The organism is Bacillus sp. JK62 (genome assembly GCF_053663455.1).
Genome location: NZ_JBSJQA010000002.1, coordinates 495,960 through 510,045 on the forward strand (window position 1 = coordinate 495,960; position 14,086 = coordinate 510,045).

A 14,086-nucleotide genomic window follows, 5' to 3' on the forward strand; every position below is an offset into this window, starting at 1 on the left:
AAGAATCGGCGAGGAGGAGAAAGGGAATGAAACTGGAGAAATTGCGAAATCTTTTCGGTCAGCTGGATATAGACGGAATGTTGGTGACAAGCTCCGCCAATCTGCAGTATATGACGGGATTTACGGGTTCGTCAGGCCTTGCGGTCATATCGAAAGAACGTGCGGCATTTATCACGGATTTCCGTTACACCGAGCAGGCGAAGACGCAAGTGAAGGGTTTTGACATTATCGAGCACGGCGGTAGCTTAATCCAAACGGCTGCGGATACGATTCTTGAGTACGGCGTTAAAAAACTCGGCTTCGAGCAAAACAGCATGACGTACGGAACATATGCATCCTACCAAGCGGTGCTGCAGGAAGCGGAGATGGTTCCCGTCGCGGATTCCGTTGAAAAGTTGCGCTTGATTAAGTCAAGTGAAGAGATTAAGATATTAGAGGAAGCTGCGAAGATTGCGGATGATGCGTTTGAACATATTCTGACGTTTATCAAACCGGGCATCTCAGAGATTTCAGTTGCAAACGAGCTCGAATTTTATATGAGACGTCAAGGAGCAGACGGCTCTTCCTTTGATATGATCGTCGCCTCGGGAGTCAGATCCAGCCTTCCCCACGGAGTGGCAAGCGGCAAATTGATTGAAAAGGGAGACTTGGTCATGCTTGATTTCGGCGCTTATTATAAAGGCTATTGTTCTGATATCACACGCACCGTCGCGGTCGGAGAGCCAAGTGATAAACTGAAAAAGATTTATCAGGTCGTATACGATGCCCAAGCGCTTGGTGTCCTGCATATAAAACCCGGCATGACGGGAAAAGAAGCGGATGCCCTGACGAGGGATCATATCACCGCAAAAGGCTACGGACAGTATTTCGGCCATTCGACAGGACACGGGTTCGGAATGGAAGTCCATGAATCACCGGGGCTGTCTTTCAGGTCATCGGCCGTTCTTGAGCCGGGCATGGCGGTAACGGTTGAGCCGGGCATATACATACCGGATGTTGGGGGCGCAAGAATCGAAGATGATATCATCATCACTGAGGACGGCAACCGGACAATTACGCATTCCCCTAAAGAATTAATTATTTTGTGATCGGAATATAGGAGGACATCAAACATGATTTCAGTTAACGATTTTCGTACAGGACTAACGATTGAAGTAGACGGCGGCATTTGGCGCGTCGTTGACTTTCAGCACGTAAAACCGGGAAAAGGAGCGGCATTTGTCCGTTCTAAATTGCGTAACCTGCGCACGGGCGCTATTCAGGAGAAAACATTCCGTGCAGGTGAAAAAGTCGCGAAAGCTCAAATCGAAACAAAAACGATGCAGTATCTTTATGCCAACGGCGATCAGCACGTGTTCATGGATACAAGCTCATATGAACAGCTTGAATTGAACGAAAACCAAATCGAAGAAGAATTGAAATACCTTCTGGAAAATATGTCTGTGCATATCATGATGTATCAGTCTGAAACGCTCGGTATTGAACTGCCGAACACAGTTGAACTGAAAGTTGTTGAAACAGAGCCGGGAATTAAAGGCGACACGGCGTCAGGCGGCACGAAACCTGCCAAAACGGAAACAGGCCTTGTCGTAAACGTACCGTTCTTCGTGAACGAAGGCGATACGCTGGTTGTAAATACATCAGACGGTTCTTACGTGTCAAGAGCGTAGTTAAAGAAATTCGGAGTCTGCTCCTTTTACGGGGCAGGCTTTTTTTGCGTTCTGCCTCAGAATCTTTCTTCTATATGAAAATAGTGAGACTACTTCCGTCAGCTAGAGCATATAGTGTAACAAAATGCTTGAAGTTGGGGGATTGCAATGAAATTTTTGTTCGGTTCAATCAATTCTACTGTTTTAACGATGGCCGGTTTACGAGTTTTGTCCTCGCTCATTGAATTATCGGCCGCTATTATCATGCTTTTGACAAACGACATCAGAAAAGCGGTTGTGGTGAATAGTATTTTGGCAATCGTCGGCCCTCTGATCTTTATCATCACAATGACGATCGGCATTTATCAGATTGCCGGACAGCTCTCATATGCAAAATTAATATTGATTTTTGCGGGGGTGGTGCTGATTTTGGCCGGTGTGCATAAATAGAGGGCCGGGGTGTCATAAAGTCTGTCCCGGATCATACATTTTAAAGAAGCCAATCGGTAAAAAGGAGGAGACTCTATTGAATGAAATTACAGAGGTTCTCCCTGAATTATTGAGAGATGCCATCTCCGCCGTGCCCGAAGAAGCGAGGCGGGATACAGAAGAAATCAGAATCCGGGTCGACAGGCCGGTTGAACTGATCCAAAAAGGACAACCTTTGTATTTGTCATATGTGTGTACGGCCGGCGACGCACAGCTGATCCTCAGCCGGCTCAGCAATTACAGTATGTACACGCTGGAAGAAGAGCTGAAAAAAGGATACATCACAATCAGAGGAGGCCACCGTGTGGGGCTGGCCGGAAGAGTCATCGTCGAAAACGGAGCCGTCAAAGGACTCCGGGATATTACTTCTTTTAATATCCGAATCGCCCGGGAGAAGCTGGGGATCGCAGAACCGCTCATTCCTTTCTTATGGAAAGAAAACTGGCTGAACACGCTGATCATCGGTCCTCCGCAAACGGGGAAAACGACCTTGCTTCGTGATTTGGCCCGGCTTTCCAGCACCGGATCAAAACGCATCCCGGCAAAAAAGACAGGTATCGTAGATGAACGGTCGGAAATTGCCGGCTGCCTGCGGGGCATTCCCCAGCACAGTTTCGGCCGCAGAGTCGATGTCCTTGATGCCTGTCCGAAGGCGGAAGGGCTGATGATGATGATCCGCTCTATGAGCCCTGATGTCATAATTGTGGATGAAATTGGGAGAATGGAAGACTCACAAGCGCTGATGGAGGCGCTCCATGCGGGCGTATCCGTTATCGTCTCTGCGCACGGATGGAATATGAAAGACTTGGTCAAGAGGCCGTCGCTGAAAATGCTTTGGGAGGAAAACGTGTTTGACCGGTATGTTGAACTGTCAAGACGCCGCGGTCCGGGAACGATCAGCAGGATGTACGGAAAGGACGGAGAACCGGTTCCGCATGCTGAAAGCGTGATGACATGCTGAAGCTTTTGGGTGCCGTGTTCATTCTGACGGCGACGACATGGACGGGATTTGAGATCGCCAAAATGTATATTGAAAGGCCGAGGCAGATCCGCCAGCTGCGCGCGGCGCTGCAATCGCTTGAAGCGGAAATCATGTTCGGGCATACGCCGCTGCACATAGCTTCGGGACAAATTGCCGCACAGCTTTCCAAACCTTTATCGTTATTGTTTCTAGCTTTCAGCAGAAGGCTTGAGCAGGGAAGCGATTCCGCCAAAACGGCTTGGGAACAGAGCTTGAAACATAACTGGTCTTCCATGGCGATGAAAAAAAGCGAATACGATGTGCTGAAGCAATTCGGAGAGACGCTCGGGCTCCATGACCGTGTTTCTCAGCAGAAACATATCAAGCTTGCGCTTACACATTTGGAAGCGGCGGAAGCGGATGCCGGACGGGCGCAGGCGAAAAATGAAAAAATGGTGAAAAGCTTAGGATTTTTAGCCGGACTGTTACTCATTCTTCTATTGATGTAAACATGAGGGGAGCAAACATAAAATGGGAGTCGACGTAAATGTCATTTTTCAAATCGCCGGAGTCGGTATCGTGGTTGCGTTTCTGCACACCATACTTGACCAAATGGGAAAAAAAGAATACGCCCAATGGGTGACGCTGCTTGGCTTTATCTATATTTTATTTATGGTGGCGACGATTGTCGATGACCTGTTCAAAAAGATCAAAGCTGTGTTTCTATTCCAAGGATAGGGGGGCTTACAGATTGAGATTGTTCAAATTGTAGGTTTAGGCCTGATCGCCACATTTCTCTCCCTGATCGTAAAAGAACAGAAACCGACTTTCGCGTTTATGATTGTCGTCTTCAGCGGCTGCGTGATCTTTCTCTATCTCATCGATCAGATTTACGACATTATCAGAATGATAGAAAAAATAGCCGTCAATGCAAATGTCAATATGGTCTATGTGGAAACCATTTTAAAAATTATCGGCATCGCCTACATCGCTGAATTCGGTGCGCAGCTGACAAAGGATGCGGGCCAGGGAGCGATTGCTTCGAAAATAGAGCTGGCCGGAAAAATTTTGATACTGGTAATGGCCGTGCCGATACTCACCGTCATTATTGAAACGATTCTCGGACTTATTCCTTCTTGATCATAAATAAAATGGAAAGGGGGGCACAAAAAATGAAGCGCTTTCGGTGGGTGGGGGCTTTTTTGTTCATCCTCTTATTTTTTCAGACTGAATGTGTACAAGCTGCCGGAACAGACGGTGCGTCGCAGGAAACCGCAGTTCACCAAGAATCCGCTGATGAAGTGGCCAAAAAGCAGGCCGAAGCGCTGAAAACAGAAGGCATCGGAAAGTTTTGGGACGACATCATGACAGAATACGGCGGTCTTCTGCCTGAAAGCCAAAAGGGAAGCATCATCGACTTTATTAACGGAGAAAAAACGTTCTCGCCGGAGGCATGGCTGAAGGCTTTATTTTCATACTTGTTTCATGAAGTGCTCGCAAACGGAAAGCTCCTGGGAACTTTGATTCTTCTCACCATTTTTTGTGTCATTCTGCAGCTTTTGCAAAATGCGTTCCAGCAGAGCACCGTCAGCAAAGTGGCTTATGCAATCGTCTACATGGTGCTGATTATTCTCGCTTTAAACAGCTTTCATGTTGCCGTCAATTATGCCAGTGAAGCGATCCAGACGATGACAAGTTTCATTCTCGCGCTCATCCCGCTTTTACTCGCGCTTTTGGCGTCTTCCGGGGGAGCCGTCTCCGCAGCTTTTTTTCACCCCGTTATATTATTTCTGATGAATACGAGCGGCCTTCTCATTCAAAACATTGTCATGCCGCTTATCTTCCTGTCAGCGATTTTAAGCATCGTCAGCACGATGACGGATCAATATAAAGTCACGCAGCTTGCCAATCTGCTCAGAAATATCGCGATCGGCGCGCTTGCTGTATTCCTCACCGTGTTTCTCGGCGTCATCTCCGTACAGGGGGCTTCGGCTGCCGTGACGGACGGGATTACGCTCAGGACTGCAAAATTTATCACAGGCAATTTTATTCCCGTGCTCGGCCGGATGTTTACGGATGCGACGGATACGGTCATCAGCGCCTCGCTCCTATTAAAAAACACCGTGGGAATCCTAGGAGTCGGAATTTTGATCTGCATCTCCGCGTTTCCGGCGATTAAAGTGCTCTCGCTCGCTTTTATTTATAAGCTCGCGGCCGCTATTCTGCAGCCGCTCGGAGGCGGGCCCGTCATTACGTGCCTCGGCGTCATCAGCAGAAGCGTGCTGTATATTTTCGCGGCGCTCGCCATCGTCTCTCTCATGTTTTTCCTAAGTATTACAGTCATTATTACAGCAGGCAACCTCACCATGATGATGAAATAAAGGAGGCCCATTGGATATGAGCTTTTTAACAGAATGGCTGACAAGCATTATTTTATTTATCTTATTCGCCATCGTCATCGACATGCTGCTGCCCAGCTCCAGTATGCAAAAATACGCCAAGATGGTTGTCAGCCTGCTGTTAATCATTGTCATGCTCAACCCGATCTTCAAACTTTTCAAAACAGACCCGGAAATCATCTTCGATTATTTGACAAAACAAGAGCAATCTCAATCCGCTGATATAAAAAATCAAATCAAATCAGAAAAAAAAGAAATACAAGCATCAAACCGCGCATATGTTTTAGAAGAAATGGCTGTCCAACTAAAAAAGAAAGCGGAGGAGATGTTCAGTCATGACGAATACAAAATAGACGACATCCGCCTTACAGCGGAAGAACAGGTTCGTTCAGAAGAAGATGTAAGAACGATCAGCGTGTATATGGCCCCATCTTCTGAAAAAACCGTGCAAACCGTCGCACCGATCGACATCCGCACAGACCGCAAATACGAACCGGAAGGCGCAGCCGAAAAAAAAGAGGCCGCAGACATCAAAGAAAAACTTGCGGATATATGGGAAATCGGCAGTGAGAAAATTACGGTTTATATGGAAGGCGGGGAGAAAAACGGCCATGAATAAAAACGGACTATGGACCATACTCAAAAAACAGCTGATGATCGGACAGGCGAAAGACGGAGAAAAACCAAAACTGACAAAATATCATTATTTTCTGTTCGTGTTTGTGCTCGGGGTATCTTTTATGCTGGTGAGCCAGCTGTTCTCTTCACCGGAGAAAACCGGGAAGGACCAAGCGGCGCAGACCGTCATGTCCGGCCGAACGGAAGACAAAAGCGGGCAAAAAAGCGCACCCGTTTTTAAGGCATCGAAAGACAGCAGCGCCAAAAACACGATCGATGATTATGAAAGAGACTATGAAAACCAGCTGAAAGAAATCCTTGAAACGATTATCGGCGTGGAGGATGTATCAATTGTCGTGAACGTAGACGCAACATCTTTGAAAGTGTTTGAGAAAAATAAAACGAAAAAAGACACCACCACCGAAGAAACCGATAAAGAAGGCGGCAAAAGAAGCGTAACCGATCAAACCTCAGAGGAACAAATTGTCATGATTCGAAACGGGGATCAGGAAACCCCGGTCGTCGTCCAGACGAAAAAACCCGATATCCGCGGTGTACTCGTTGTCGCTCAGGGAGTGGACAACGTTCAAATAAAAAAAACCATCATTGATGCCGTCACAAGGGTGCTTGATGTTCCGAGCTACCGTGTAGCGGTTGCCCCTAAAAAAATCAAGGAGGATTCATAAATCATGCTGAAAAAACAAACGGTTTGGCTTTTAACAATGCTCAGTCTCGTCGTGGTATTAAGTGTTTATTATATTATGTCGCCGGAAAGCAAAAATGCCGTGCAGATGAAAAGCGAAAAAAGCAGCGGAGAAGTGGCAACTGAAAAAACGCCGGCTCCTGAAACGAAAGATAAGAACGGAAGCGGCACGGATAAAGAAGACGGAACAAAAGGAACGAAAGATTCTAAAGGCACAAAAGAAGATAAAGAAACATCAGCTGAAGCATCGGACAAAGACGGATCGGTCGCTACAGAAACAGCTGATGAAAACTTATTTACCGCATACCGCATGGAGCTTGAAGACGCGAGAAGCAAAGAAAGGGAACAGTTAAACAGCATTGTTTCAAGCGATGATGCGACCGCAAAGGAAAAAAGCGAAGCCTACGATAAAATGACGGCGCTGAGCAATGCTGAAGGGACGGAAAAACAGCTGGAAACGCTGATTAAAACACAAGGCTATAAAGATGCGCTCGTGGATGCTGAAGGAGACAAAATCAATATTACGGTCATGTCTGACAAACATTCAAACGCAAAAGCTTCCGCTATCATTGACCTGGTGGAAAAAGAAATCAAGACGATGAAAGACGTCGCCGTCACGTTTGAACCGACAAAATAAGAGATCCCCACCGCCCGCACCTGCTGCGGGCTTTTCTGATGTCATTTTAGATCAGTGTTGAATTTACACAAGCGCTCCTGTAAGATAAACATAGTATGTACTTTTAGTAGCAACCCATAAATTTCTATTTTTTATACATAGGAGTGGAAACTGATGTTAAAAATCAACGAAATTCATGAACTGATAAAAAGAATCGATGAATCTTCCATCGACGAATTCGTTTACGAAATCGAAGGCGTAAGCCTCAAACTGAAAAAAAATGAAGCGCCGGCAGTGAATGTAACGGGACAAGCCCAAGCCGTTCCCGCCGCTTACGCACCTGCTCCGCAGGCTGCAAAACCGGAAGCGCGTGAAGCCGCTCCTGTTCAGGAAGCGCCGAAACAAGACGAAAACCTGCACAAAATTACGTCTCCGATGGTCGGAACGTTTTATGCTTCTTCATCGCCGGAAGCCGGCCCTTACGTAAACCAAGGTTCAAAAGTGAGCGAAAATACAGTTGTTTGTATCGTAGAAGCAATGAAACTCTTTAACGAGATTGAAGCCGAAGTAAAAGGAGAAATCGTTGAAGTGTTAGTTGAAAACGGCCAGCTGGTCGAATACGGACAACCTCTATTTCTTGTAAAAGCTGAGTAAGGAGACCTGCTATTATGATTAAAAAGCTATTGATCGCCAACCGAGGAGAAATCGCCGTCAGAATCATCCGGGCCTGCAAAGAGCTGGGCATTGAAACTGTAGCCGTTTATTCTGAGGCAGATAAAGACGCCCTGCATGTCCAAATGGCCGATGAGGCTTTTTGTATCGGGCCGAAAACATCAAAAGAAAGCTATTTAAATGTAACGAACATCGTCAGCGTCGCAAAGCTGACCGGCACGGATGCGATTCATCCGGGATACGGGTTTTTAGCTGAAAACGCCGACTTTGCCGAGCTGTGCGAGGAATTAAACGTAACGTTTGTCGGCCCTACGGCTGACGCCATTTCAAAAATGGGAACAAAAGATATCGCGCGCGACACGATGCAGCTGGCGGGCGTGCCGATTGTGCCCGGTTCAAAAGGAATCATAAAAAATACGGAAGAAGCGGTTTCGCTTGCAGGTGAAATTGGGTATCCTGTCATTATAAAAGCCACTGCGGGCGGAGGCGGAAAAGGCATCCGGGTCGCACGCACAGAAGAAGAACTGATCAAAGGCATTGAGATTACCCAGCAGGAAGCCGCTACGGCATTCGGAAATCCGGGTGTGTACATCGAGAAGTACATAGAAGATTTCCGCCATGTTGAAATTCAGGTGCTTGCGGATAATTACGGAAACACGATCCATCTCGGAGAGCGTGACTGTTCTATCCAAAGACGTCTGCAAAAACTTCTTGAAGAGTCACCGTCACCTGCGCTTGATTCTGAAATCAGGGAGCAGATGGGCGAAGCTGCGGTAAAAGCAGCGAAGGCCGTCGGTTACACGGGAGCCGGCACAGTAGAATTCATTTATGACTACAGAGAACAGCGCTACTACTTCATGGAAATGAACACGCGTATTCAAGTAGAGCACCCTGTCACAGAAATGGTGACGGGAACGGATCTGATCAAAGAACAGATCAAAGTGGCATCCGGACAGGAGCTTTCGCTCAGACAGGAAGACGTTGAATTTAACGGCTGGGCGATTGAATGCCGCATCAACGCTGAAAATCCTGCGAAAAACTTCATGCCTTCACCCGGTAAAATTAACATGTACCTGCCGCCGGGCGGACTCGGCGTACGCGTGGATTCAGCCGCATATCCCGGCTATTCGATCCCGCCGTACTATGACAGTATGATTGCTAAAGTCATCACATACGGAACAACGCGTGATGAGGCAGTCGCACGGATGAAACGCGCGCTGAGCGAATTCGTGATTGAAGGTATTGAAACGACGATTCCGTTCCATCTGAAACTGCTTGAACACGAAACATTTGTCAGCGGAGAGTTTAATACAAAGTTTTTAGAAACATATGATGTAATGGGCTCATAATTTTTGCGGGAGGTGAATTGAATGGAAGACAACAGTGTGCTTAAAATGGATCATGACGAGGCTCATTTAGGCAAGGTTGAAATTGCTCCTGAGGTCATTGAAGTCATTGCCGGCATCGCCGCTTCCGAAGTTGAAGGAGTTGCTGAAATGCGCGGCAATTTCGCCACCGGCGTCGTAGAGCGCTTCGGCAAAATCAATCACGGTAAAGGCGTAAAGGTCGATTTAGCCGATGACGGGATTACCATCGACGTCTATTGCGTCGTTCAATTCGGGATCTCGATCCCGAAAGTGGCGGCAAGCGTTCAGGAGAATATCCGCCAAACCTTATTAAACATGACGTCTCTGACCATTAATGAAATCAATATTCATATCGTCGGCATTCAATTTGACACGAAAGCCCAAGAAGTCGAAATCGACGAAGAAATGTAATGAGCGTATAAAAACCAAGGGGATGGGCAGCCCTTTGGTTTTTTATACGTTTCCCGTCATTTCAGGCATGAAGAAAGCCGGCTTACAAACGGCAGCCGAGTTTCTTCATGCTGTGAAATCCGAATGAAATTAATACGGTTTGTGAAAATATTCGGCATTAGGGTGAAAAAACCTAAATTTCGACATGCGATTGAGAAAAAAATATGTTATGATCTCTTTAAGCTTAACGACAAGCGGATAAAGCGGATCTGAAGGAGAAAGAAAATGAAAAGAAGAACAGCTAGAGAAAAAGCTTTGCAGGCACTTTTTCAGATTGATGTCAGCGATATTGCACCGAACGATGCCATTGAGCACGCGCTTGATGGTGAAAAAACAGATGCCTTCTTTGAACAGCTGGTGTACGGAGTGATCGAACATCAGGTTCAGCTTGATGAAATGATTTCCGGCCATCTCGTCAATTGGAAGCTTGACCGGATTGCAAACGTAGACCGCGCGATCCTGCGTCTGGCGGTGTATGAAATGGTTTATACTGACGACATTCCTGCTAACGTGTCATTAAACGAAGCAATCGAGCTGGCAAAACGGTTCGGCGACGATAAAGCTGCAAAATTCGTAAACGGGGTTCTTTCTAACATTAAAACTGATATCGAATCATAGGAGGAAAGAAAATGACTGCAACAATCATCGACGGAAAAGAGACGGCTAAAGAAAAACGCGAACAATTGGCAAAAGAAGTAGAAGAGCTGAAAGCACAAGGCGTAGTGCCTGGCTTGGCGGTCATTTTAATCGGAGACGATCCCGCTTCTGTTTCATATGTGACAGGCAAGAAAAAAGCCGCTGAAACAATGGGAATGAAATTTAAGCTTGACCGCTTTGACTCAAGCTTAACCGAGGCGGAGCTTTTAACAGTGATTGATCAGTATAATCAAAATCCGGAATTCCACGGCATTCTCGTCCAGCTGCCGCTCCCGGATCATATTTCAGAAAAAGCCGTAATCGAGCGGATCTCTCCCGATAAGGATGTTGACGGTTTCCACCCTCTCAACGTCGGGAAAATGCTGCTTGGCGAAGATACATTTCTTCCATGCACGCCGCACGGAATTGTCGAGTTATTGAAAAAGACGAACGTAGATCTTTCCGGCAAAGAAGTTGTTGTAGTCGGACGAAGCAATATTGTCGGTAAACCGGTCGGCCAGCTGCTGCTGAACGAAAACGCGACCGTCACATATTGCCATTCCCGCACGAAAAATATGTCTGAGCATACGAAAAAAGCAGATATTCTTGTGGTAGCGGTCGGTAAAGCGAATTTCATCAAAGCCGATCAAATCAAAGAGGGCGCCATTGTCATTGATGTCGGCGTCAACCGTCTCGAAAGCGGAAAACTCTGCGGAGACGTTCAGTTTGATGAAGCGAAAGAAAAAGCATCTTTCATTACACCGGTGCCGGGCGGAGTAGGTCCGATGACCATCACAATGCTTGCGCATAATACTGTTAAATCTGCCAGACGTACGTTATCATAGATAACCGGAGACAGTCACAAAAAGTGTGACAATGAGCACGATACCCGCTTCTTAAGGCTCCTTTCAGCCAGAGCGGGTTTTCTTAGTTTAGGGCAAAAAGCCTTTATGAAAGGAGTGCAGGATGTGAGTGAAGCGGCATATGTCACGGTTTCCGCGCTGACCAAATACATTAAACGAAAATTCGATGTGGACCCTCATCTTGAAGACATTTGGATTAAGGGGGAACTCTCCAATGTTAAAATTCATACGAGAGGCCACATCTATTTTACATTAAAAGATGAGCATGCCCGCATGCAGGCTGTCATGTTTCAAAGACAAAGTTCGAGGCTTGCGTTTAAGCCCGAGGACGGAATGAAGGTCATCGTAAGAGGCGGGATCTCCGTCTATGAACCGAGCGGAAGCTATCAGCTGTACGCGAAAGAAATGCAGCCGGACGGTGTGGGGGCGCTCTACTTAGCATATGAAGAATTAAAGAAAAAACTTGCCGGCGAAGGGTTGTTTGATGACCGGCATAAGCAGGCCATCCCCGCTTTTCCGGCTACGATCGGGGTCGTCACGTCACCGACGGGAGCAGCCGTCAGAGACGTCATTACCACACTTAAAAGAAGATACCCCCTTGTGAAAGTCATTGTGCTTCCCGCGCTCGTTCAAGGTGAAAATGCCAGCAGATCGATTGTGAAGCGCATTGAAGAAGCCAATGCACAAAAAATGTGTGACGTCCTGATCGTCGGAAGGGGAGGGGGCTCGATCGAAGAATTGTGGGCATTTAACGAAGAAATCGTGGCCCGGGCGATTTTTGCTTCCGCCATTCCGATTATATCAGCCGTCGGACATGAAACAGATTTTACAATCAGTGATTTCGTCGCGGATATCCGGGCGGCAACGCCGACAGGAGCGGCAGAAATCGCCGTCCCCCACACGACGGACTTAATGGAACGGACAAAAACGGCGGAAGTCCGCCTGACAAGAGCGATGCAGCAGCATATCAGCAAGAAAAAAGAACGGGTTCAATCGCTCCAGTCATCCTACGCGTTCCGTTTTCCGAAACGATTGTATACCCAAAAAGAACAGCAGTTTGATCTTTTGTATCAGCAGTTCCAATCACAGCTCACAGGGCTTACGGACAGGAAACAAAGGCAGCTGGAGCGGAATACGTACAGATTAACGGCGCTCCACCCTGAAACCCAGCTGAAACAGGCGAAAAAACGGTACGAGGAGCGCTCAAATCAGCTCGCCCGAAGCATGAATGTCCAGCTGAAGCAGCTTCATTCGCAGTTTCAGACGGTTCTTGGTAAACTGAATGCATTAAGTCCCCTTCAGGTGATGGAGAGAGGATACAGTCTGGCCTATAAAGACAAAGAGCTGATCAAAAGCGTTGATCAAGTCGAACAAAATGATACGCTTGAAGTAAAGATGACAGACGGCGTTCTGACGTGTGAAGTATTGCAAAAGAGAGGCGAACGAAAATGACAGAAACCAAAAAAAGTGAAGAGCTGACATTTGAAGAGGCGATGAAAGGCCTTGAAGGTATTGTGGCAAAGCTTGAAGAAGGAGACGTGCCGCTTGAGCAGGCGATTAATTATTTTCAGGAAGGGATGGCCCTTTCAAAAATGTGCCATGAAAAGCTTCAGCATGTCGAAAAGCAAATGGACTTTATTTTAAAAGATAACGGCGAACTTGCACCTTTCAGCGTTCAGGAGGAAGACGAAGGTGACAAATAAACTGGACGCATTTTTAGCATCGCGCAAACAACTGATTGAACAGCAGCTTTTTTTGTATACGGAACGGCTTGCGATGCCTGAAATCCTCAAAAAATCTATGCTGTATTCTTTGGAAGCAGGCGGAAAGAGGCTGCGCCCCCTCGTCGTCTTAGCCGTTCTGAATGCTTACGGAAAAGATGAAAAAGACGGGATTCCGGTCGGATGCGCTGTCGAAATGATTCATACGTATTCCTTAATCCATGATGATCTTCCTTGCATGGACGATGATGATCTGCGCCGGGGAAAGCCCACAAACCATAAAGTCTTCGGAGAAGCGGCAGCCGTATTGGCCGGAGACGGGCTTCTGACAGAAAGCTTTAAATTGATCACATCTCACGTGTCTGAGGCGGTTTCAGCAGAAAAACGGCTCCGTCTCGTCGATGAGCTGATCAGCGCGGCAGGAACGGAAGGAATGGTCGGCGGGCAGGCTGCCGACATGGAAGCGGAACAAAAGCGGATAACGCTTGAGGAGCTGGAATCCATCCACGAGCGGAAAACGGCCAAGCTCCTCGGTTTTTCTGTGACGGCGGGCGCCATTTTGGCAGATGCGCCGGAGGATGAAGTCGAAAAGCTGCGTCTGTTCAGCAGCCATATCGGCATCGGATTTCAAATCAGAGATGACATACTTGATATTGAAGGGCATGAGGAGAAGATCGGCAAACCGGTCGGCTCAGACACGTCGAATGAAAAGTCAACGTATCCGTCGCTTTTAACGCTTGAAGGCGCGAAAGAGAAGCTGGCGTATCATATCAGCGAGGCGAAACGGATCATCAGCGGCCTTTCTCTTCAGAAAGAACTGTTGCATGACCTCTGTGATTTAATCGCGGCGAGAGATCATTAAAAACGGTCCTGATTTGAAGGGGCTGCCGCTCCTATGGTAAAATGTAAGCAGTTTCGATGAAAATACAAAGGGAGTCTTTT

General features: G+C 47.1%; 19 protein-coding genes. All 19 read left to right on the plus strand.

Annotated features, from left to right (window positions below):
- Positions 1-26: 26 nt before the first annotated feature.
- The 19 genes from ACWJJ4_RS07760 to ACWJJ4_RS07850 all read left to right on the plus strand — a co-directional run bounded on the left by ACWJJ4_RS07760 (position 27) and on the right by ACWJJ4_RS07850 (position 14,006).
- Positions 27-1,088: a M24 family metallopeptidase gene (locus ACWJJ4_RS07760; RefSeq protein ID WP_454021550.1), complete on the plus strand. Its 1,062-nt coding sequence runs from the start codon at positions 27-29 to the stop codon at positions 1,086-1,088.
- Positions 1,089-1,112: 24 nt separating this feature from the next.
- Positions 1,113-1,670, plus strand: coding sequence for an elongation factor P (gene efp, locus ACWJJ4_RS07765; protein WP_003153123.1), 558 nt, complete (start codon positions 1,113-1,115; stop codon positions 1,668-1,670).
- Positions 1,671-1,817: 147 nt separating this feature from the next.
- The gene (locus ACWJJ4_RS07770; protein WP_003153124.1) at positions 1,818-2,099 is read left to right on the plus strand and encodes a YqhV family protein; all 282 of its coding nucleotides are present in this window, start codon (positions 1,818-1,820) and stop codon (positions 2,097-2,099) included.
- Positions 2,100-2,175: 76 nt separating this feature from the next.
- Positions 2,176-3,099 carry a stage III sporulation protein AA gene (gene spoIIIAA, locus ACWJJ4_RS07775; protein WP_058906180.1) on the plus strand — a complete coding sequence of 308 codons (924 nt, stop codon included), beginning with the start codon at positions 2,176-2,178 and terminating at the stop codon, positions 3,097-3,099.
- On the plus strand, positions 3,093-3,608 hold the full coding sequence (gene spoIIIAB / locus ACWJJ4_RS07780; RefSeq protein ID WP_160249258.1) for a stage III sporulation protein SpoIIIAB: 516 nt from the start codon (positions 3,093-3,095) through the stop codon (positions 3,606-3,608). Before spoIIIAA ends, spoIIIAB begins: the two co-directional genes overlap by 7 nt.
- Before the next feature lie 22 nt (positions 3,609-3,630).
- Positions 3,631-3,837, plus strand: coding sequence for a stage III sporulation protein AC (gene spoIIIAC / locus ACWJJ4_RS07785; RefSeq protein WP_003153142.1), 207 nt, complete (start codon positions 3,631-3,633; stop codon positions 3,835-3,837).
- A gap of 12 nt (positions 3,838-3,849) precedes the next feature.
- Positions 3,850-4,239, plus strand: a complete 390-nt coding sequence (spoIIIAD, locus tag ACWJJ4_RS07790; RefSeq protein WP_071392571.1) for a stage III sporulation protein AD — start codon at positions 3,850-3,852, stop codon at positions 4,237-4,239.
- Positions 4,240-4,271: 32 nt separating this feature from the next.
- Positions 4,272-5,480 carry a stage III sporulation protein AE gene (gene spoIIIAE, locus ACWJJ4_RS07795; RefSeq protein ID WP_416405688.1) on the plus strand — a complete coding sequence of 403 codons (1,209 nt, stop codon included), beginning with the start codon at positions 4,272-4,274 and terminating at the stop codon, positions 5,478-5,480.
- A gap of 16 nt (positions 5,481-5,496) precedes the next feature.
- The gene (gene spoIIIAF, locus ACWJJ4_RS07800) at positions 5,497-6,117 is read left to right on the plus strand and encodes a stage III sporulation protein AF (protein ID WP_172614819.1); all 621 of its coding nucleotides are present in this window, start codon (positions 5,497-5,499) and stop codon (positions 6,115-6,117) included.
- Entirely contained in the window at positions 6,110-6,802 is a 693-nt protein-coding gene (spoIIIAG, locus tag ACWJJ4_RS07805; RefSeq protein WP_003153148.1) for a stage III sporulation protein AG, read from the plus strand. Before spoIIIAF ends, spoIIIAG begins: the two co-directional genes overlap by 8 nt.
- Before the next feature lie 3 nt (positions 6,803-6,805).
- On the plus strand, positions 6,806-7,456 hold the full coding sequence (locus tag ACWJJ4_RS07810) for a SpoIIIAH-like family protein (RefSeq protein ID WP_003153150.1): 651 nt from the start codon (positions 6,806-6,808) through the stop codon (positions 7,454-7,456).
- A 153-nt stretch (positions 7,457-7,609) separates the two neighbouring features.
- Positions 7,610-8,089 carry an acetyl-CoA carboxylase biotin carboxyl carrier protein gene (accB, locus tag ACWJJ4_RS07815; RefSeq protein WP_070082099.1) on the plus strand — a complete coding sequence of 160 codons (480 nt, stop codon included), beginning with the start codon at positions 7,610-7,612 and terminating at the stop codon, positions 8,087-8,089.
- Between the two features lie 14 nt (positions 8,090-8,103).
- On the plus strand, positions 8,104-9,456 hold the full coding sequence (gene accC, locus ACWJJ4_RS07820) for an acetyl-CoA carboxylase biotin carboxylase subunit (RefSeq protein ID WP_007408348.1): 1,353 nt from the start codon (positions 8,104-8,106) through the stop codon (positions 9,454-9,456).
- Between the two features lie 21 nt (positions 9,457-9,477).
- Positions 9,478-9,885 carry an Asp23/Gls24 family envelope stress response protein gene (locus tag ACWJJ4_RS07825; protein ID WP_003153156.1) on the plus strand — a complete coding sequence of 136 codons (408 nt, stop codon included), beginning with the start codon at positions 9,478-9,480 and terminating at the stop codon, positions 9,883-9,885.
- A 264-nt stretch (positions 9,886-10,149) separates the two neighbouring features.
- A complete protein-coding gene (gene nusB / locus ACWJJ4_RS07830; RefSeq protein ID WP_061890719.1) occupies positions 10,150-10,542 on the plus strand; it encodes a transcription antitermination factor NusB in 393 nt (130 codons plus the stop codon).
- A gap of 11 nt (positions 10,543-10,553) precedes the next feature.
- Positions 10,554-11,405, plus strand: a complete 852-nt coding sequence (gene folD / locus ACWJJ4_RS07835) for a bifunctional methylenetetrahydrofolate dehydrogenase/methenyltetrahydrofolate cyclohydrolase FolD (RefSeq protein WP_007408350.1) — start codon at positions 10,554-10,556, stop codon at positions 11,403-11,405.
- Positions 11,406-11,528: 123 nt separating this feature from the next.
- A complete protein-coding gene (xseA, locus tag ACWJJ4_RS07840) occupies positions 11,529-12,875 on the plus strand; it encodes an exodeoxyribonuclease VII large subunit (protein WP_003153166.1) in 1,347 nt (448 codons plus the stop codon).
- Entirely contained in the window at positions 12,872-13,126 is a 255-nt protein-coding gene (locus ACWJJ4_RS07845; RefSeq protein ID WP_007408352.1) for an exodeoxyribonuclease VII small subunit, read from the plus strand. The genes xseA and ACWJJ4_RS07845 overlap by 4 nt, the downstream gene beginning before the upstream one ends.
- Positions 13,116-14,006: a polyprenyl synthetase family protein gene (locus tag ACWJJ4_RS07850; protein WP_102421901.1), complete on the plus strand. Its 891-nt coding sequence runs from the start codon at positions 13,116-13,118 to the stop codon at positions 14,004-14,006. The genes ACWJJ4_RS07845 and ACWJJ4_RS07850 overlap by 11 nt, the downstream gene beginning before the upstream one ends.
- The last annotated feature ends 80 nt before the right edge of the window (positions 14,007-14,086 follow it).